The organism is Pseudoalteromonas sp. TP27, assembly GCF_056470645.1.
On the sequence record NZ_JARDAK010000008.1, the window covers coordinates 51,521 to 70,342 of the forward strand.

The window sequence follows — 18,822 nt, forward strand, 5'->3', positions numbered from 1 at the left end:
CATTAACATATTGCTTAGCACTATCAAGTGCCCCTTAAAGTGTACTAAGCAATTTTTGAGTTAATCTACTTTTAGCAAGCTAAGTGCTTCATGTGGATCAACTTCAAGAGCTGTACAATAGCGAACAAACTCAATTACATCTAAACGGCGTTCTTGATTTTCAATCTTGCCGATAAACGAATGAGGCGTTCCAAGCACTTGTGCTAGGCTTCGCATTGTATGACCCTTTTCGTGGCGCTTACTTTTAAGCCACTTTGTTAGCTTTGCATTTTCTTCAGAAGAAACTGTTTTGCCCATCATTTTACATCTCCTACTAGATGATTTGACATACCCACTCAAGCAGAAGTCTATCAATAGCTGTAGGCAAGTAAGCAGTCATACTTACATTCAATAGCAAGCTATTGCTTAATTAAACACTGGTTGCTACTTACTCCCACCCACATAGATAAAAACTACGCTAAAAACGTGGTATAGATTTTTTTTGAGAATGAAATTTTGCCTGTCTCATTCTTGGATACATTATATACTATTAACACTTTGGTTAAATAACTAATTACATACTCGGTATAAATATGAACACGAGTGAATATTTATAAACGCTGAATATCCACCTAAGTACTGAAAAAGTATTAATAAATTAACTTTTAGCTATAAAAAATTAAAATGAATTTTTATAACAATTTTGTTCCAATTTATCGTCACATGTTTATGATAAAGCGATAATTAGCGTTAAAAAGGCCAAACAATGTTCAGACTTCTTTTTTTATTACCTATTGTGTTGTGTTTAGGTTGGTACTTTTTTTTGCGCAATAACGGTGTACCGATTAAACAAGGCAAAAAAGGATTTATATACATTTTAGCGTTTTCTGCCTTTGTACTTGGCTTTTTTGTATTAATAATGCAAATAACCGAATATGCACCAAGCGATTTGTAGGCATTAAAAAAGCCGCAAAAAGCGGCTTTATTCTTTTAGCATTTAGTTGTTAAACGCTAAAGCTTGCACCACAACCACAGGTTGTTGTTGCATTAGGATTAGATACAAAAAAGCGTGCGCCTTCTAATCCTTCAGTGTAGTCAACTTCACCGTCAACTAAATATTGAATGCTCATTGGATCGATAACTAGCGTTACACCATTTTTTACAATTTCTAAATCGCCAGGATTCGCTTTTTCATCAAAAGTAAAACCATATTGAAAACCCGAACAACCACCACCTGTTACGTAAACACGCAGTTTTAAATCTGGATTTTCTTCTTCGTCGATTAACTGTTTAACACGAACAGCAGCTGCATCGCTGAACTTAATTGGTAATTCTTCAGACATTCTAAAACCCTCAATATCGCAATGGCGTGATTATCTAATACCCGAGTGTTTTAATCAAGTATAGTAAAACAACTCTTTACTCTAAGTTATACCTATAAATTAGTAAAAAAATGGCTAAACATTAGCTCACTAAAATAATACTTAAGCAAACTAAAAGCGACCCTTGTAAGCTATAAGTTCATTAAAAATTTTAGTTATAAATAATAGGACTTAAACTTTACTGCAAATTGTTAATATAAGTTACGAAAAATTCAAAATCACAACGACTTAGCTAAACTCTTTTGCTAAAATGCTGCTGAAAAATGCGGCGAGGAAATAATGCATGTGGCTTGAGCAACTCAGACGTCGACTGGCAAAACCTAAAACATCTGTACAATTATGCTTACTAGGCGTAGTTGCCGGACTAATTGCTGCATTTTTTATTATTTTATTCCGCTTAACTATTTTATTTTTCCAAAGCTTATTTTTAGAAACGCCTGACGACTTTACTACTCTACCAACACTTGAACGTGTGCTAATGCCTTTAGTTGCTGCATTACTAATCGCCACGTTTGCTGCTTTTACTGGCTTTAAACATTACCGTTTAGGCATCCCTTTTGTTATACACAGAATTAAACGCCATTATGGGCAAATGCCTTTATATAATACGGTTAATCAATTTGTTGGTGGCGCACTTGCACTCATTAGCGGTTTTTCGGTTGGTCGAGAAGGGCCTTCCGTACATATGGGCGCAACGGGCGCGAGTATTTTAGCTGATAAACTGCATTTACCGCATAACGCCATGCGTACTTTAAGTGGTTGCGGCGTTGCAGCAGGCATAGCCGCTTCATTTAACACCCCACTTGCAGCCGTTATTTTTGTAATGGAAGTGGTACTTCGTGAATATAAAGTACACATATTTGTGCCTATCATGCTTGCTGCTGTTACTGGTGCACTGGCTACACAATTTGTATTTGGTGAAGGCTCTGAGCTTGCACTTATAACCATAGCGCCACTGAGTGGCTGGCATTATCCTTATTTAATACTATGCGGTATGGCACTGGGCGCTATTGCATTTAGCTTTAACCAAAATTTAATGCTAATTATTAAAACATTTAAACCTTTAAGTATGTTCCCTCGTTTATTAATTGCGGGCTGTATTGCCAGTTTAATAGCTTACGCGGTGCCACATGCTATGGGCTCAGGTATGAGTGCAATTACCATCGCGGTTGAATCCCCTGATAACGTAAAACTGCTTACCACTATATTAATCGCTAAATTGCTTGCAACATTATTTGCTATTGGCTTAGGTATTCCGGGTGGTTTAATTGGCCCTGTTATTGGACTTGGCGTATTAATTGGTACATTAATGGCCTTTTTTGCTCAATATATTAGCCCTGGTACAGATATAGCCGGTACATACGGAGTTTTGGGCATGGCGGGGTTATTGGCAGCAACACTGCATGCACCACTTGCTGCATTAACAACAGTAATGGAGCTTACATCGTCACCGGAAATAATCGTTCCTGCGATGATAGTTATAACCACAGCCTATGTTACTGCCTTACAGTTTTTTGGAAATCGTTCCATATTTTTACAGCAATTAGATTTTCAAGGCTTGCCGTATCATGTGTCCCCTGCAACAGAAGCCCTGCAAAAAGTGGGTATAATGGATGACATGGATGAAGACTTTAAATTACTTTACTCAGATGACAAAGAACAAATAAAAAACACGCTAGATGCGATGGATAGTCAAACCCCGTTAATTGTTTTTGACGAAGAAAATGGCTACCGCCTCGCTGAGTACGATTTAACGCTAATGTCTGATGAAACAATAAATATAAACTACATTAGTTTGCAGGGTATCAGTAGCCAAGCCACTCTAGCCGATGCATTCGATATACTAAAAGATAAAAGAAGTGGCGCACTTTACGTTTATAACCTTTTAGATAATCAACAAATTATGGGGCTATTACGCTGGGATCAAATTCATCATATTTTAACCATTCGTAACAGCTTACTTTAAGTAATAAGGACTAGTATGAGCGCATTATTGATTTATAAAACACTCCACATATTTTTTATGATTGCGTGGTTTGCCGGTATTTTTTACTTACCACGGTTATTTGTATATCACGCAATGAGCGAAGAAAGGGCATGTAACTCTATGCTTAAAGTTATGGAGCGCAGGCTACTTTATTTCGTAACCCCATTTGCTGTTTTAACAGCTGTATTTGGTGTATTAACCATTGTTGAATATGGTCGTGATTGGTTTAGGTACAGTATGTGGCTACATTACAAACTTGTACTGGTAATTATTTTATACGTATACCACGGCTACTGTTTTAAGTTATTGAGTGACTTTAAACATGACCGAAACACTAAAACAGACCGCTTTTACCGTATTTTTAATGAGCTTCCTGTTATAGCACTACTTATCATAGTGGCACTTGCTGTAATAAAACCTAATTTATAAGCGTTTCGGTGCATGTTAAACTGCGCCGCAATTTACAATACTTGTTATAACACGCGCGATTGCGTGCCCCATTTATGGATTATCGCGCCCATTTGATTGATTAGGAATAACCCCATGTTAAGTTTCCAAGGCGAACATATACTGTCTGTAAATCAGCTAGACAGAGACTGCATTGAACGTATTTTTGCAGTAGCTAAAAAAATGGAGCCTTATGCTAAAAAGCAAAAGCAAACAACGGTGCTTAAAGGCGCTATTTTAGCTAATTTGTTTTTTGAACCAAGCACTCGTACACGGGTTAGTTTTGGTACCGCTTTTAACTTACTCGGCGGTGGTGTACGTGAAACTACAGGTATGCAAAGCTCAGCCCTTGCAAAAGGTGAGTCTCTTTACGATACCGCACGCGTAATTTCTGCTTATGCCGATGCTGTAGCTATGCGCCACCCTGATGCAGGCTCAGTAAGTGAATTTGCTGATGGATGTACTGTGCCGGTTATTAATGGCGGTGACGGCCCAAATGAGCACCCTACTCAAGCATTACTTGATTTATTAACCATAGAGCGTGAATTGCACCGTTTTGATCAAAATATTGATGGTATGCATATAGCCCTGGTTGGTGATTTAAAATATGGCCGTACAGTGCATTCTTTATCAAAACTATTGTGCCATTACAAAAACGTAAAGTTTTCGATGGTAGCGCCAGACGGCCTACAAATGCCAACGAGCATTTTAGATGCCGTAGAAAATGCAGGCCACAAAATTGAGCTAGTAAACAAGATGGAAGGCAACTTAGCAGCCGATATTGTTTACCAAACACGTATTCAAGAAGAGCGTTTTCCTTCACAAGAAGAAGCAAATAAATACCGTGGCGGCTTTAGAATTAGCCAATCTATTTACAGCGCTCACTGCAAACCTAACTCAGTATTAATGCATCCGTTACCACGCGATAGTCGCTTAGAAGCTAACGAGCTTGATAACGACTTAAACAGTAACGACAATTTAGCAATATTCCGCCAAGTACAAAATGGCGTATTAATTCGTATGGCACTGTTTGCTTTAACACTCGGCGTAGAAAACAAAGTCGATAAGTATGAAGTAGACGTACCTTGGTTTAGCCGCAAACGCGATAGCTAAACCCCTTTTTAGTAATAATTTATAGGATTTTTCATGACAATTAGCCAAGACTTATTTGAACGCGCTCAAGCTTCTATTCCTGGTGGCGTAAACTCGCCAGTACGTGCTTTTAATGGCGTAGGCGGTACACCGCTTTTTATTACAAAAGCAGAAGGCGCGTTTACATTTGATGCCGACGGTAATCGTTACATTGATTATGTTGGCTCTTGGGGGCCTATGATCATGGGCCATAATCACCCTGCAATTAAACAAGCCGTACACGACGCAGTAGAAAATGGCCTTAGTTATGGCGCGCCAACTGAAGCCGAAATATTAATGGCTGAAAAAGTAAAAGAGCTGGTTCCATCAATCGAAAAAGTACGTATGGTTAGCTCAGGCACTGAAGCGACTATGAGTGCAATTCGTTTAGCCCGTGGTTTTACCGGCCGCGATAAAATATTAAAATTTGAAGGCTGTTACCACGGCCATGCTGACTCATTATTAGTTAAAGCAGGCTCTGGTGCATTAACAATGGGCGTACCTAACTCTCCAGGTATTCCTGAAGACTTTGCTAAGCACACGCTAACAGTATCGTTTAATAACCTTGATGAAGTAAAAGCTATTTTTGCAAAATACGCAGACGAAATTGCCTGTATTATTGTAGAGCCAGTAGCGGGTAACATGAACTGCATTCCACCTGTTGAAGGCTTTTTAGAAGGTTTACGCGCAGTATGTGATGAATATAAGTCTGTGCTTATTTTTGATGAAGTAATGACGGGCTTTCGTGTTGCACTTGGCGGCGCACAAGCTTATTACAACATTAAACCAGACCTTACCTGTTTAGGTAAAGTAATTGGCGGCGGCATGCCTGTTGGCGCATTTGGTGGCAAAACCGAAATAATGGATTACATTGCGCCTGTGGGTCCTGTTTACCAAGCGGGTACTCTTTCTGGTAACCCTATTGCGATGGCTGCAGGTTTAAAATCACTTGAGCTATTATGTGAGCCAGGTCTACACGATAAGTTAGAAGCAATTTCTAAAGCAATTTGTGAAGGCTTTGAAGCTGGCGCTAAAAAAGCAGGCATTGCATTAACAACTAATTATGCTGGCGGCATGTATGGATTCTTTTTTACTGATGCTGAAAAAGTAACAACCTACAAACAAGCTACTGAATGCGACCTAGAGCGCTTCAAACGTTTTTTCCACCTTATGCTTGAAGAAGGTGTGTACCTTGCTCCATCGGCATTTGAAGCTGGTTTTGTATGTGCAGCGCATACTGAGCAAGAAGTAAAAGACACAATAGCGGCAGCAGAACGCTCGTTTGCTAAACTTTAAGTTAAGATTACTTATTATATTTTATAAGCAATTGTTTTGCGGTGCGTAATTAAGACTAAAGATTGAAAAAAGCCCGAAAGGGCTTTTTTTATTTGTAATGTACTATAAATGAATGATAATTAAGCATAACAAGGTCTATTCACCTTTACCCTAATTACAAAAATACAAGAGAGCCTTATGTCAGGATTACGTCAATTTTCTTTTCCCGCTATCCAGCTAATGGCAAATTTAAAATACAAAACTAAAATCAGCTTAATGTTTGGAATTTTACTCGTTCCTCTTGCACTTAGTTTGTTTTTTTTAGTCTCATTATTAAGTGACAGTATTACTGTTTCAAAAATGCAGCAACAAGGCTTAAAAGGCTACAGACCTATACTTTCAAACTTGATGCAAGGTGATATAAATCAAAATATAAAAATAGCCCGTTCACTCGGCTTTGATATAAAAAACGATCAAGAAAGTGAAGTACTCGAACTTGTTTCTATTCAGTCAAACCTAGCCTTAGACAGTCAATTAGCAAGCGCTTATGTAAACCGCTCTTTAGTCACGCCAATTCCTGCACTTATAATGCAAATAAACTCGACAGCGCAAAGCGCAAACACTGTTTTGGCAAGTAATCGTTTTACGCCAGATACGTTTATAGCACTTTCAAATTTTAGTAAGTCACTGCCTTTATATGAAAAACAACTCGATAAAATACTCAATGTAGCCACCAATGCAGATAAATCAGTAAATAAGGCGCTCATGCCTTCGTTAACTAATTTACACAGTGCTGTTAGTGCATTCAAAAAAGCGATAGATGAAAAACTACTTGAGCCAGACGATATCCTATTAACTCAAGCAGAGTTTACTAAATTAACAAACAATGTTCACAACAGTATTAATCAACTTGTTACTAAGAGTATTCCAACGCTTGAGAGCCTTATTGAAGCAAAACTACAAACTCAACAGTGGACTCGAAATCTTGTTTTAGCCGCTTCATTAATTAGTTTGTTATTTGCATTTTATTTAATGATTGGTTTTTATTTTGCGGTTGTTGATACTATTAATCGCTTTGCTGATGCGGCAAATAGAGCCGCGAATGGCGACTTAAATGCAACGATTGATTCAAGCACTAATGATGAAATGGGAATTATTGCATCGCGCTACAATGCATTACTTAATGCATTTTCACATTTATTATTTGATGTTAAAGCAAGTACAGAAGAGCTATGTGGTGCAACTAAATCACTATCACATGCGAGTAGCCAAACAAGCAATGATGTTTCAAAACAGCAAATTCGAGTAAATGCCATTTATAATGCACTAAGCGATATGGCTCAAAACGCACTTGCAGTTGAAGAGTCAGCACATCAAGCTACGCTTACCGCGCAAGATGCTGCTGCGCATGTAAAACAAGGTTCAGACAATACAATGGAGCTTGCTAAATATATGCAAGATCTACAAATTGAATTTGCAGAAAGCCAACAAGCGCTCGATAAGCTAGCACAAGATAGCCAAGAAATTAGCAAAGTTAGCAAAGGGATCAGTGAAATAGCCGATCAAACAAACTTGCTTGCACTTAATGCTGCTATTGAAGCCGCACGCGCTGGCGAGCATGGTCGTGGATTTGCCGTTGTAGCTGATGAGGTAAGAACACTTGCTCAGCGTACACAAACACAAACTCAAGAAATTCATCAAATTATTAGCTCCTTACAACAAGCATCTGACGACACTCAGCAAAAAATGCGCTCAAGTGTTGAAAAAATGGAGCAATCAGTAAAAGCAGCTAATCAAACCAATGAAGTATTGCAAAGTGCAGAGCAAAGTATGGGCGATATTAAACATCAGGGTGAAGTAATTGCAGAGCGTGTTAAACAGCAATCTAATGCAACTACACAAGCATTAAATGATTCGCAAGAGGTGAGTAATTTAGCAGATCAAACGCTAACATCAGCTCAATCAACACTGCAAGATGCACAGCAGCTAAGTCGCCTATCCGATGACTTAACTAAATCGATGCAGTTTTTTAAATCTTAAGCGTTAACTACAACTTACAACAAAGCCGCTAAATAAGCGGCTTTGTTGTTTAAAGTAATCTTAGATTAACGAATACATTGCGGTCTTGGTTCGAACTCACTTGCTCTAAGCGGTAGCTGAATCACCTTGCCACATCCTGGTGGTGCCTGGTTACCCGTTTGCTCATTTACAAATGCCCAACGTATTGATGGTGGACGAGTATCAGCTATTGCTTGTGGGTTAAGTGGCTTTAAGTAACGAATATACGCTTCTAATGCGCCTACGCTGCCTGTTAAACCCGTGCTTTTGTTGTCGTCTCGGCCAAGCCACGCTACAGTCACTGTATTTTGATCAAAGCCTGCAAACCAACTATCACGTAAATCGTTACTAGTGCCTGTTTTACCTGCTAGTTGGATTGATGGGAAGTGTAAGTTTAAGCGTTTAGCAGTACCATCTTTCGTTACGCGCTTCATTGCATATTTAGTCATATACATTGCTGACTTGTCAAAACGAGGCTCTGCATTAACTTCATGTTTATAAAGTACTTTACCAACGGAGTCGGTTAAGGCTGAAATTGCAGTAAGCTTTTTATATTCGCCATCTGCAGCAATTGTTGTATAAAGCTGAGCAACTTCAAGGCTCGACATTTCAACAGCCCCTAAAAGCAGCGATGGGTATTCGTCTATCGCCCCTGTAGCACCTAACCCTTTTAGTGTGTTAACTACCTTATCAACACCTACATCAAGACCTAAATTAACCGCAGGAATATTAATACTGTTACTAAATGCTTTATACAAAGGAATTGCACCACGGTATTGATGATCAAAGTTCTCTGGCTGCCACACTTTTCCCTGCTCATTTGTAACCTGTACTGGTGAGTCATCAAGCAAAGTAGCTAAATTATAATGCGGTAATTGCAGTGCGGTTAAATACACCGCAGGTTTTACCAGCGAGCCGATATTACGCTTTGTATCTAAAACACGGTTAAACCCTGAATAACGAACGTCGCGCCCTGCAACAAGTGCAGATACACCACCCTTTTCTACGTTAACAGAGATCATGGCCGCTTCTAGTTTTTCGGTTCTAGGGCGGTTTTCTAGGTACGGTAAGCTTTTTTCAATCGACTTTTCCATTGCTGTTTGCTTTTGCAAATCAAAATAAGTAAATACTCTTACGCCGGCATCAAGTGTGTGCTGATCTGGCAATAACTCATTTAACTCTCTGTTTACTAGCTCTAAATAGCCCGGGTATGATTGTTGTAAGCTGGCTTTCATAGGCGCAATATCAATTGGGCGATTAAGCGATGCACGATACTCTTTAGTGCTAAGTAGCTTGTTTTCAACCATAAGACGAAGCACTAAGTCTCGGCGCTCCATTGTGCGCTCTTTATAGCGACGTGGGTTGTAATAAGATGGACCTTTAACCATTGCCACCAGCAAAGCAATTTGGTCGTACTCAAGCTCGTCTACTGGCTTTGAAAAGTAAAAGTCAGCAGCAAGCCCCATACCGTGCACACCTTGGTTGTATGACTGCCCTAGGTATACTTCATTTAAGTAAGCTTCTAATATTTGATCTTTTGAATAACGATAATCTAAGATAAGGGCAATAAAGGCCTCATTTATTTTTCGTACTAAAGAACGCTCACGCGTTAGGTAAATATTTTTAGCTAACTGCTGAGTAAGTGTACTGCCACCTTGAACGGTGCGGCCCGCTTTAATATTTGAATAAAGCGCGCGTAAAATAGAAAACACCGACACACCATGGTGCTCATAAAAATCACGGTCTTCAACTACCAATAGCGTATCTTTAAGCATTGCAGGAAACTTATCTAGCGGTACAAATTCTCTATCTTGTTTAGAGTCGTTACCAATACGCGCTATTTGTACTGGCTCTAGGCGAGCAGAATTTAAACGCCTACCAAACTTATCTTTAATGGTTGCAACTTTTTGCCCTGCAAAGCGAAGTTCAATAATATGTGATTTTTCAAGGCCATCATAAAATTCAAAATCACGACGGTAAATCTTAATGCTATCTGCTGTTTTAACAAACTGCCCTGTTCGGCTCAATCTATTAACAGACGAGTAATTTAAACGCTCAAGTTCAAACACAACCTCTTGGCTTGATAAAAACTGTCCAGGGTAAAACTCCATTGAACGTGCGTACACTTGTGCAGGTAACTGCCATTTATTACCTTCAAATATACGTGTTGTTTTTGAATCCAAATAAATGAAATACATTGCCATGGCAATAAAAACGGCTAAGCTTAATTTCCAAAACACTGACCATGTTTTTCTCATAAAAGAGCGTTTAACTGTTTTTTTAACTGTTTTTTTACTGCCCTTTGAGGTACTTTTTTTTGTTGTGCTTGATGATTTACTTGCACGTTTAGTTGCAGATTTTCTGGTAGGTGTTTTTTTATTATCGGCCATTTAAGTGTAATTTATTCCAAGGGTTATTCACGAGAGTGAGCTTAGCATATTGGGCATATCCTAACATCCGAAAAGTTAACCCCCCCTGAAACAAAAAAAGCTCTACCGGAGTAGAGCTTTGTGTAAACACACTATTATTTAAAAACTATTAGCTGTTTCGAACAGAAACAAACTCTGGGTAGGCTTCAATACCACAATCGTGTTGATCCATACCGTTTAGCTCTTCCTCTTCGGTTACTCGTATGCCCATTGTTTTGTTTAGCACAGTCCAAACAATGAATGACGTTATAAAAACAAAGCCAACAATACAAAGTAGACCAATTAACTGATTAACAAAGCTTGCATCTCCATTAGTAAGTGGTACTAACATAATACCTAATGCGCCACACGAACCGTGAACAGAGATAGCACCAACGGGGTCATCAATTTTAACTTTATCAAGTGCTATGATGCTAAATATAACAAGTGCACCACCAAGTAGACCAAGTAAACATGCCATTAATGGTGATGGCGATAATGGGTCTGCTGTTATAACAACTAAGCCAGCTAATGCACCATTTAATACCATGGTTAAATCTGATTTACCCCAAAGTACTTTACATACAAACAGTGCTGCAATAGCACCCATTGCAGCTGCTGCATTGGTGTTAAGTAATATTTGGCCTACTGCAGTTGCGTTTTCTTTATCAGAAAGTAGTAATTGAGAGCCACCGTTAAAGCCAAACCAACCCATCCATAAAATAAATGTGCCTAGTGTAGCAAGTGGTAAGTTTGAACCTGGAATTGGGTATATTTCACCGTTCTTACCGTATTTACCTTTACGAGCACCTAAGATTAATACACCTGCTAATGCTGCGGCTGCACCTGCGCCATGTACAATTGCAGAACCTGCAAAATCAACAAAGCCCATTTCAGATAAGAAACCACCACCCCATGTCCAGTAACCTTCAATAGGGTAAATAAAACCAGTTAGTATTACAGCAAAACCAAGGAAAGCCCATAGCTTCATACGCTCAGCAACAGCACCCGATACAATCGACATAGCGGTTGCAACAAATACTACCTGGAAGAAAAAGTCAGATTCTAAAGAATGGTCAGCATCAGCAGCTTGTGTGCCAATTAAAGCGCCTATTGAAGGAATAAAACCACCTTCGGCATTGTCTACATACATAATGTTGTAGCCAACTAATAAAAACATCGTACATGCAATTGAATACAGCGCGACATTTTTAGTTAAAATTTCAGCTGTGTTTTTAGAGCGAACTAAACCCGCTTCTAACATGGCAAAACCTGCTGCCATCCACATTACTAATATACCTGATATTAAAAAATAGAAGGTATCGAGTGAAAATTTTAGTTCTATTATTGTATTTTCCATGAGACCCCCCTTAAATTGCTTCTTCGTCAAGTTCACCAGTACGGATACGAACAATTTGATCTAAGTCGTATACGAAAATTTTACCGTCACCAATTTTACCCGTTGATGCAATTTTAGTGATTGCTTCCACAACGCGTTGACAGTTTTCAGTACGCGTTGCAATTTCAAGTTTGATTTTAGGAATAAAATCTACTTGGTATTCTGCACCACGATATAACTCAGTATGACCTCGTTGACGTCCAAACCCTTTAACATCAACTACTGTCATCCCCTCAATTCCTAAATCAGCGAGTGCTTCACGCACGTCATCTAATTTAAATGGTTTTATGATTGCACTAATCATTTTCATAGCGGCCCCCTCGGACTCTTTATTGTTATCCTGTTGGGTTAAACAATCCAACCTTTGTGCCACTATTTTTATATATTTAAAAACAATAAGTTAGTAACAAACATAAACTCAACAACAAAAAAAACGCACCAATTAGGTGCGTTAATTTAACAAGTCAGCTACATTGGTGCGTGTAATTAATTGCATGCTTAGCTTTATATAAGAGAGCTATACCACGCAGTTTCTACCTTGGTTTTTAGCTTCGTATAATGCTTTATCAGCAACACGCATTGCCTGCGTTAAGCTAGTGTCTTGAAAGTCTGCCAAGCCTATACTTGTAGTAATTTTAATTGATTTATCGCTAATAGAAAAATCGTAACTAGCCAACTTTTTTCTAAATGCTTCAAAATACTCACGACCACGTTCTAGCTCTATTTCAGGTAAAATTATGGCAAACTCTTCTCCGCCAACGCGTGCAACCGTAAACTTTGAAAACGTAGATCGTATTAATGAGCCAACCTGTTTTAAAGCCTGATCGCCACCTTCATGACCGAACGTATCATTAATATTTTTGAAAAAATCGATATCAAGTAACGCTAGAGTGTTTTTCTGATTTTTACTTTTAAGAAGCTTTTCTGCATATTGATAAAAATAGCGTCGGTTATGAAGCCCTGTTAAATGATCCCTATGTGCACTTTCCTTAATATCTGAAATCAGCGACAACTGCTCCATTGTTTGAAGTACTCGACAATGAAACTCCTCATTCATAAATGGCTTTGTTAAAAAGTCGTTGGCACCATATTTAATAAATCGTGCTGATAGGCCATGTTTCCCAGCGCCCGATAAACCAATAATTGCTAAATCGTCTCGGCCTCTAAAATTCCGCACCGCTTTAACCAGCTCAAAGCCATCCATAGAGGGCATAGCGTAGTCGGTCATAAGTAGCTTTATATCAGGATTAGCTTTTAATATTTCGAGTGCTTGTTGGCCGTCGTGAGCATCTGTTACATCGAACAATTGCTTTTCAAGCATTTGCTTCATTAACGAGCGACTCAGCATTGAATCATCCGCTATTAATGCCTTACAGCCTTGGTTTCTTAGTAATTGAGCAACGAGTTTTACAGCGTAGTGGTAAGAATCACGATTATCTTTAATAACATAATCAACAACACCTAATTCAAGCATTTGTTGGCGCTTGTATTCATCTATTTTGGAGGTTAAAACGACCGTCGGAATTTTTTTAGATAAAGTATATTTTGCAACTTCACCGTGCGGAGCATCGGGCAGAGTTAAATCAACTAACGCAAGCGTATAATCGTGCTTTTCTACATAGGTTTCGCATTCAGCTAAAGACCAGGCAAAATCAATTGCTACATCAAGGTATTGTGCCGTTAAGTGGCGAAGTACCTGCTGCACTACTTTACTGTCTTCAACCACTAATACTCTTTGCATAAAGCTTCTCTTTACCTTTAATTAATTTAGTAAAAAAACAATAAATACAACGCTATTACGGTAATAGCATTTGTCTATAAACATCCGGTGTAGAGTGCACTGATGTGCTTGAAAGCGTAATCCATTAGATTTTCTTGGTGATAGCCTGTAGATAAAATCAATACAAGCAAGCCCGCAATATACCTGAATTTTGTAATTAACTAAATAAAGAAACCAAATCCAAAATAACTATGAAAGTGATAAATGCCCGTCTCTAAGCGCATTTATATTTTACTTAACTAGTATTATCGGCAACTAGTCTCAATACTTTTGTTATTTAACTCATTAATGTCTTTAATGGTGTATCAACAATAATAAGGACACCTAATGAAGCTTAGTCGTATTATCAGTTTACCGATAACCGTTATTGCATTAATAATTAGTACAAGCACACTTGCCGATAACCAGCGTCGTATTGATGTAGATAGTAAAGTTGTTACTCAGCATAAAGCTAAAATTAATGGCCAACGCTTTAATTATACCGTAGCTACAGGCACACAACCTGTATGGGATGATAAAGGCGACGCAGTTGCTACACTACAATACACCTATTATACCCGCGACAAAGTTGACGACAGAACAACTCGTCCATTACTTATTTCGTTTAATGGCGGGCCTGGTTCGGCCTCCGTATGGATGCACCTTGCCTATACTGGCCCTCGCGTATTAAAAATTGATGACGAAGGCTATCCTATTCAACCTTATGGTGTAAAAGACAATCCATACTCTGTGCTTGATATCGCCGATATTGTTTACGTAAACCCAGTAAATACAGGCTACTCTCGCGTACTTGAAAACGACAAAGGCGAGCTCCCTTCTAAAGCAAAACAAAAAGAGCTATTTTTTGGTGTTAATGCCGATATTAAATACCTTGCTGAGTGGCTAAATACCTTTGTAAATAGAGCAGAGCGCTGGCGCTCACCTAAGTTTTTAATTGGCGAAAGCTACGGTACAACACGGGTATCGGGCCTTGCTCATGAGCTTCAAAATAGTCAGTGGATGTATATAAACGGTGTTGTACTGGTATCACCTACCGATATTGGTATTAAGCGCGACGGTCCAATTAAAGCCGCTAACCGCCTACCTTACTTTGCAGCGACTGCTTGGTATCACAAGGCACTTAAAGCCGATTTACAAGCTAAAGACCTAGACGAGTTATTACCTGAAGTTGAAGAGTTTACTGTAAATGAGTTAATTCCAGCGCTTGCTAAAGGTGGTTTTATTAACGCTGATGAAAAACGTCGCATAATTACAAAAATGGCGCACTATGCAGGCTTATCAGAAAAATTTGTTGAGCAAAATAACTTAGATGTTCCAACTCAATTTTTTTGGAAAGAATTACTACGTGAACGTGGTCAAACTGTAGGCCGCTTAGATTCTCGTTATTTAGGAATAGATAAACGAGGCGCAGGTGAATCTCCTGACTACTGGGCTGAACTTACCTCTTGGTTACACTCTTTCACTCCTGCAATTAATCACTACTTACGCGAAGAGTTAAACTATAAAACAGAAGTAAAATATAACTTATTTGGTAATGTTCATCCGTGGGATAGAACCGGTAACAATACGGGCGAAAACCTGCGCTTAGCAATGGCGCAAAATCCTTACTTAAACGTGATGATTCAATCAGGATACTTTGATGGTGCAACCAATTACTTTGACGCTAAATATACGTTATGGCAATTAGATCCAAGCGGTAAGATGAAAGATCGTTTGAGCTTTAAAGGCTACAGAAGTGGACACATGATGTACCTCCGCCATGCTGATTTAGAAAGCTCTAACAATGATTTACGTAACTTTATAGAGCACGCTTTACCTAAAGAAGGACAAGCGGCTAAATATTAAATTATTGATAAATAAAAAAGATAAATAAAATGGCTCTTTATGAGCCATTTTTTATGTGCGTTTTTCATATCTTAAGCAGTAACTTTTAAGCTGAGTAACAACATCGTTAAAGCAGGTCTCGAGACTTTGCATTTCATTGTTATCAATAGATTCATTTTCTGCATGCGTTTCAATCTGCTGGCATATATCAGCCAGTTTAATAGCCCCTACCGATTTTGACGACGACTTTAAGGCATGGGCCTGAAAAGCTAAATCAACATAGTTTTTGCTCTTGGCATACGCATTAGCCAATTTAATTTGCTCTCCTGCTGTTTGTAAAAACGCATTAAATACCATGCAGTGGACTGTTGGGTCATCACCAAGCATTGCTTTTAGCAGCGTAATATCGAGTTGGTCAAAACTATCTGAAGTTATACTTTCAGTATCTGGCTTTTCTGAGCATGTATTAACTATTGTTTGCGAGTGTTCCATCAACAGCGACTTTAATTTAACAAGCTCAATGGGTTTGGTTAAAAAGCCGTTCATTCCGCAACTATAACAATTATCTATATTGTTTTTGGTAATGTTGGCAGTAATTGCAATTATGATAAGTTCATCAAAACGGGTGTTTTCGCGTATTTTTTTAGCTAACCCTAACCCATCGAGTAAAGGCATTTGAATGTCGGTTAGTAAAATATCAAAGTGTTTATTTTGCAGAGTTTCCCAGGCTTGTTCCCCATTACTTACAAAAGTAGAACACACTCCTAGCATGGTTAATTGCTGTTTTAATACTTGCTGATTTGTAACCTGATCTTCTGCCACTAAAACCTCAAGCGTAGGAAGAGTGACTGTATCTAAACTTTGCTGTGTTATTTGAGGAGCTTGCACTTGTGCTGGTAAGTCCGCTTGATCGAAGCTGTTAAATTTTAGTGTAAAACAAGAGCCTTTGTGCTGCTCACTTTGTGCATTTAAAGAACCCTGCATCCGCTCTACCAGTTGCTTCGTTATTACTAAACCAATACCTGTACCATTTACCTTACTGGTTTCAGCTCCTAAACGGTCAAAGGGTTTAAATAAGCGAGAAATATCATCTGGAGCAAATCCACATCCTGTGTCTATTACATCTATTTCGCACTGTTTATTACTTAATACCCGGCAATTAATATTAATACTGCCGTTTGGTTTGTTGTATTTAATCGCATTTGAGAGCAAGTTAAGCATCACTTGTTTAAAGCGGTGCTGGTCAATATAAACCCTTAGCCCTTCTAAGGACTCAAACCCTTGTGTTTTCAACGTTATTGATTGTCCTTTAATAAGCTCAGTGACGAGCTCTACAGACTCCTCTAATACGCTTTTAATAGGCACATAAGAAAAACTAAACTGCATATTACCCGACTCAATAGCCGTTAAATCAAGTACATCGTCTATAAGTAATAATAGATGTTCCCCGGCTTGATAAATGCTTTTCGCGTTTTCTTTTTGTACTTTGTTTGCACTTTCATCATATCCATACAGCTGGGCTAAGCCCAAAATTGCATTTAATGGGGTTCTTAATTCGTGGCTCATACTGGCCATAAAGTCTGATTTAGCTTTACTTGCCGACTCTGCTTGAATACGTAATACATTCAATTTTTGATGGTTATTAGCAACCTCATCAACCATGTTATTAAATGCACTTATTACACTGCCCACTTCGTTTTGTTGCTGTTTATCTATATGGCAATCAAAGTCGCCTTTTGCTAAGCGTGAAAACCCCAGTTTTAGCGTCCTCAAAGGCGATGTAACCCTATAATCCACCAGCCAAGCTAAGCCAATAAAAACAATAACTAAAATAATAAATTGTATATATATTAGGGTGTAATGGAGTTTTGAAGATTCGTTTATTTCATTAGTAAAGTTAACTACCAAACTAATATTAGCCAACGGCTTATCTAAAAAAATCACTTGCTGAGATAACAACATATCGCCGTTTTCATTTGCTCCAACCCAATTATCAAGTGGGTAGAGCTGGTTTTTTGAATCAATATCAACAACTTTAATACTTTTCCAATTAGGCCGAGTTTGTAGTTGACTGTCTATTTCTTCATACAATTCTGCATACTGCCTAGTTAATAAGGGCGTAGTTATAGACGTTGATAGCTGATCTAAAGAGCGCTGAGCAGCCTTCGACAAGTCATCGTTCACCCAACGCGCTTGCTCAGGCAGTGCATAAAATATGAAAAGACAGGCCATAAGCAAGCCACATATCAATACAACAATAAAGCTTTGCGCCCTTAAACTACGAAACCCTCTAATTTTCAACATAAAATGAGCGCAGCCCCCATTGTGTTAGCTGCTGATATTCAGCTAAATTTGCAATACTAGGGTTAATAATTGGGATATCTGCAAGTAAATGTTTATGCTCTGGGCTTTGCCCAATATCTAAAATAGCTTGTTGCACTTTTAACTGTATTGCAAGGTCAATCCTCGGGTGGGCTACAATTGGATGGCGACTAATTTCACGCGTTTTATAAAGAATTTTAAGCTTATTTTGTAAGCTTTCTGGTTGTTGTTTAAACGTACCCATTACGCCGCCACCTGCCATTGTTGAGCGCAGTGCTACATTTAAATATACCGATGGATGAGTTTGAACATATATAGGCTTTATGCTCAAGCCGTATAACAATGCTAAGTCCGCTCTCATTAATAATGATGCACCTAATGCATTAGGTGCAGGGAATGCTATTTCAGCACCTTCAAGCTGACTTAAATTATCGATACCACTGTCTTTATTTACTACCAAAATACCTTGCAGCTTTCGCCCTGCATCTTTTATTAGTGGCAAATACCCCTGCTTCTCATATGCTATAACACTGTGCCATGGGTTCATATATGCAAAGTCGTACTCGCCGTTAGCAAAGGCTTTTTCAAATACCGGAATGGACTCAACTGTAATTAGCTTTATTGATACCCCTGTTTGCTTACTTACTTGCTCTAACAAAGGTTGCCAAATCGCGTTTAACTTTTGCGGCTCATATTGCGGCACTACACCAAAGGTGTATTCTTGAGCAAATAAGAGTGAACTGTGCATAAAACATAATATAGCCACTAAATACTTCATCAATTCTCCAATTAATAGCGTGTCATTATTGCTTAAGCGTAGTTAAAGACTA

At 38.5% G+C, this 18,822-nt stretch carries 15 protein-coding genes; 7 read left to right on the top strand and 8 right to left on the bottom strand.

The window, feature by feature from the left end; all coding sequences use genetic code 11:
* Positions 1–60 precede the first annotated feature (60 nt).
* Positions 61–300: a helix-turn-helix domain-containing protein gene (locus PX700_RS11200; RefSeq protein ID WP_007584874.1), complete on the bottom strand. Its 240-nt coding sequence runs from the start codon at positions 298–300 to the stop codon at positions 61–63.
* 445 nt (positions 301–745) lie between these two features.
* Between PX700_RS11200 and PX700_RS11205 the strand changes: the two genes are divergently transcribed.
* Positions 746–934, top strand: coding sequence for a hypothetical protein (locus PX700_RS11205; protein WP_166420135.1), 189 nt, complete (start codon positions 746–748; stop codon positions 932–934).
* Between the two features lie 49 nt (positions 935–983).
* Here PX700_RS11205 and erpA read toward each other — a convergent pair whose 3' ends face one another.
* On the bottom strand, positions 984–1,322 hold the full coding sequence (erpA, locus tag PX700_RS11210) for an iron-sulfur cluster insertion protein ErpA (protein ID WP_002958911.1): 339 nt from the start codon (positions 1,320–1,322) through the stop codon (positions 984–986).
* 322 nt (positions 1,323–1,644) lie between these two features.
* Between erpA and PX700_RS11215 the strand changes: the two genes are divergently transcribed.
* The 5 genes from PX700_RS11215 to PX700_RS11235 all read left to right on the top strand — a co-directional run bounded on the left by PX700_RS11215 (position 1,645) and on the right by PX700_RS11235 (position 8,241).
* Positions 1,645–3,327 carry a chloride channel protein gene (locus PX700_RS11215; protein WP_166420136.1) on the top strand — a complete coding sequence of 561 codons (1,683 nt, stop codon included), beginning with the start codon at positions 1,645–1,647 and terminating at the stop codon, positions 3,325–3,327.
* Positions 3,328–3,342: 15 nt separating this feature from the next.
* Entirely contained in the window at positions 3,343–3,777 is a 435-nt protein-coding gene (locus tag PX700_RS11220) for a CopD family protein (RefSeq protein WP_415638594.1), read from the top strand.
* 114 nt (positions 3,778–3,891) lie between these two features.
* Entirely contained in the window at positions 3,892–4,908 is a 1,017-nt protein-coding gene (locus PX700_RS11225) for an aspartate carbamoyltransferase (RefSeq protein ID WP_007584862.1), read from the top strand.
* 33 nt (positions 4,909–4,941) lie between these two features.
* Complete coding sequence (gene hemL / locus PX700_RS11230; RefSeq protein WP_479520752.1) at positions 4,942–6,222, top strand: glutamate-1-semialdehyde 2,1-aminomutase; 1,281 nt, start codon at positions 4,942–4,944, stop codon at positions 6,220–6,222.
* A 177-nt stretch (positions 6,223–6,399) separates the two neighbouring features.
* Positions 6,400–8,241: a methyl-accepting chemotaxis protein gene (locus tag PX700_RS11235; RefSeq protein ID WP_479520753.1), complete on the top strand. Its 1,842-nt coding sequence runs from the start codon at positions 6,400–6,402 to the stop codon at positions 8,239–8,241.
* 65 nt (positions 8,242–8,306) lie between these two features.
* Here PX700_RS11235 and mrcB read toward each other — a convergent pair whose 3' ends face one another.
* The 4 genes from mrcB to PX700_RS11255 all read right to left on the bottom strand — a co-directional run bounded on the left by mrcB (position 8,307) and on the right by PX700_RS11255 (position 13,807).
* The gene (gene mrcB / locus PX700_RS11240; RefSeq protein WP_479520754.1) at positions 8,307–10,649 is read right to left on the bottom strand and encodes a penicillin-binding protein 1B; all 2,343 of its coding nucleotides are present in this window, start codon (positions 10,647–10,649) and stop codon (positions 8,307–8,309) included.
* 148 nt (positions 10,650–10,797) lie between these two features.
* Positions 10,798–12,027, bottom strand: a complete 1,230-nt coding sequence (locus PX700_RS11245) for an ammonium transporter (RefSeq protein WP_197181671.1) — start codon at positions 12,025–12,027, stop codon at positions 10,798–10,800.
* Between the two features lie 10 nt (positions 12,028–12,037).
* On the bottom strand, positions 12,038–12,376 hold the full coding sequence (locus tag PX700_RS11250; protein ID WP_004587162.1) for a P-II family nitrogen regulator: 339 nt from the start codon (positions 12,374–12,376) through the stop codon (positions 12,038–12,040).
* A 207-nt stretch (positions 12,377–12,583) separates the two neighbouring features.
* Positions 12,584–13,807: a diguanylate cyclase domain-containing protein gene (locus tag PX700_RS11255; RefSeq protein WP_415638599.1), complete on the bottom strand. Its 1,224-nt coding sequence runs from the start codon at positions 13,805–13,807 to the stop codon at positions 12,584–12,586.
* Positions 13,808–14,173: 366 nt separating this feature from the next.
* On the opposite strand from PX700_RS11255, the gene PX700_RS11260 reads away from it, so the two are divergent.
* Positions 14,174–15,691 (top strand): S10 family peptidase, encoded by a 1,518-nt coding sequence (locus tag PX700_RS11260; RefSeq protein ID WP_479520755.1) that lies wholly within the window; start codon positions 14,174–14,176, stop codon positions 15,689–15,691.
* Between the two features lie 51 nt (positions 15,692–15,742).
* On the opposite strand, the gene PX700_RS11265 is transcribed toward PX700_RS11260, so the two are convergent.
* The gene (locus PX700_RS11265; protein ID WP_479520756.1) at positions 15,743–17,974 is read right to left on the bottom strand and encodes an ATP-binding protein; all 2,232 of its coding nucleotides are present in this window, start codon (positions 17,972–17,974) and stop codon (positions 15,743–15,745) included.
* Positions 17,961–18,770, bottom strand: a complete 810-nt coding sequence (locus PX700_RS11270) for a phosphate/phosphite/phosphonate ABC transporter substrate-binding protein (RefSeq protein ID WP_479520757.1) — start codon at positions 18,768–18,770, stop codon at positions 17,961–17,963. The genes PX700_RS11265 and PX700_RS11270 overlap by 14 nt, the downstream gene beginning before the upstream one ends.
* Between the last annotated feature and the right edge of the window lie 52 nt (positions 18,771–18,822).

Bases quoted from the DNA above. Each gene is read 5' to 3' on its own strand.
- PX700_RS11200 (WP_007584874.1), bottom strand. From the start codon at position 300: ATGATGGGCAAAACAGTTTCTTCTGAAGAAAATGCAAAGCTAACAAAG.
- PX700_RS11205 (WP_166420135.1), top strand. From the start codon at position 746: ATGTTCAGACTTCTTTTTTTATTACCTATTGTGTTGTGTTTAGGTTGG.
- erpA (WP_002958911.1), bottom strand. From the start codon at position 1,322: ATGTCTGAAGAATTACCAATTAAGTTCAGCGATGCAGCTGCTGTTCGT.
- PX700_RS11215 (WP_166420136.1), top strand. From the start codon at position 1,645: ATGTGGCTTGAGCAACTCAGACGTCGACTGGCAAAACCTAAAACATCT.
- PX700_RS11220 (WP_415638594.1), top strand. From the start codon at position 3,343: ATGAGCGCATTATTGATTTATAAAACACTCCACATATTTTTTATGATT.
- PX700_RS11225 (WP_007584862.1), top strand. From the start codon at position 3,892: ATGTTAAGTTTCCAAGGCGAACATATACTGTCTGTAAATCAGCTAGAC.
- hemL (WP_479520752.1), top strand. From the start codon at position 4,942: ATGACAATTAGCCAAGACTTATTTGAACGCGCTCAAGCTTCTATTCCT.
- PX700_RS11235 (WP_479520753.1), top strand. From the start codon at position 6,400: ATGTCAGGATTACGTCAATTTTCTTTTCCCGCTATCCAGCTAATGGCA.
- mrcB (WP_479520754.1), bottom strand. From the start codon at position 10,649: ATGGCCGATAATAAAAAAACACCTACCAGAAAATCTGCAACTAAACGT.
- PX700_RS11245 (WP_197181671.1), bottom strand. From the start codon at position 12,027: ATGGAAAATACAATAATAGAACTAAAATTTTCACTCGATACCTTCTAT.
- PX700_RS11250 (WP_004587162.1), bottom strand. From the start codon at position 12,376: ATGAAAATGATTAGTGCAATCATAAAACCATTTAAATTAGATGACGTG.
- PX700_RS11255 (WP_415638599.1), bottom strand. From the start codon at position 13,807: ATGCAAAGAGTATTAGTGGTTGAAGACAGTAAAGTAGTGCAGCAGGTA.
- PX700_RS11260 (WP_479520755.1), top strand. From the start codon at position 14,174: ATGAAGCTTAGTCGTATTATCAGTTTACCGATAACCGTTATTGCATTA.
- PX700_RS11265 (WP_479520756.1), bottom strand. From the start codon at position 17,974: ATGTTGAAAATTAGAGGGTTTCGTAGTTTAAGGGCGCAAAGCTTTATT.
- PX700_RS11270 (WP_479520757.1), bottom strand. From the start codon at position 18,770: ATGAAGTATTTAGTGGCTATATTATGTTTTATGCACAGTTCACTCTTA.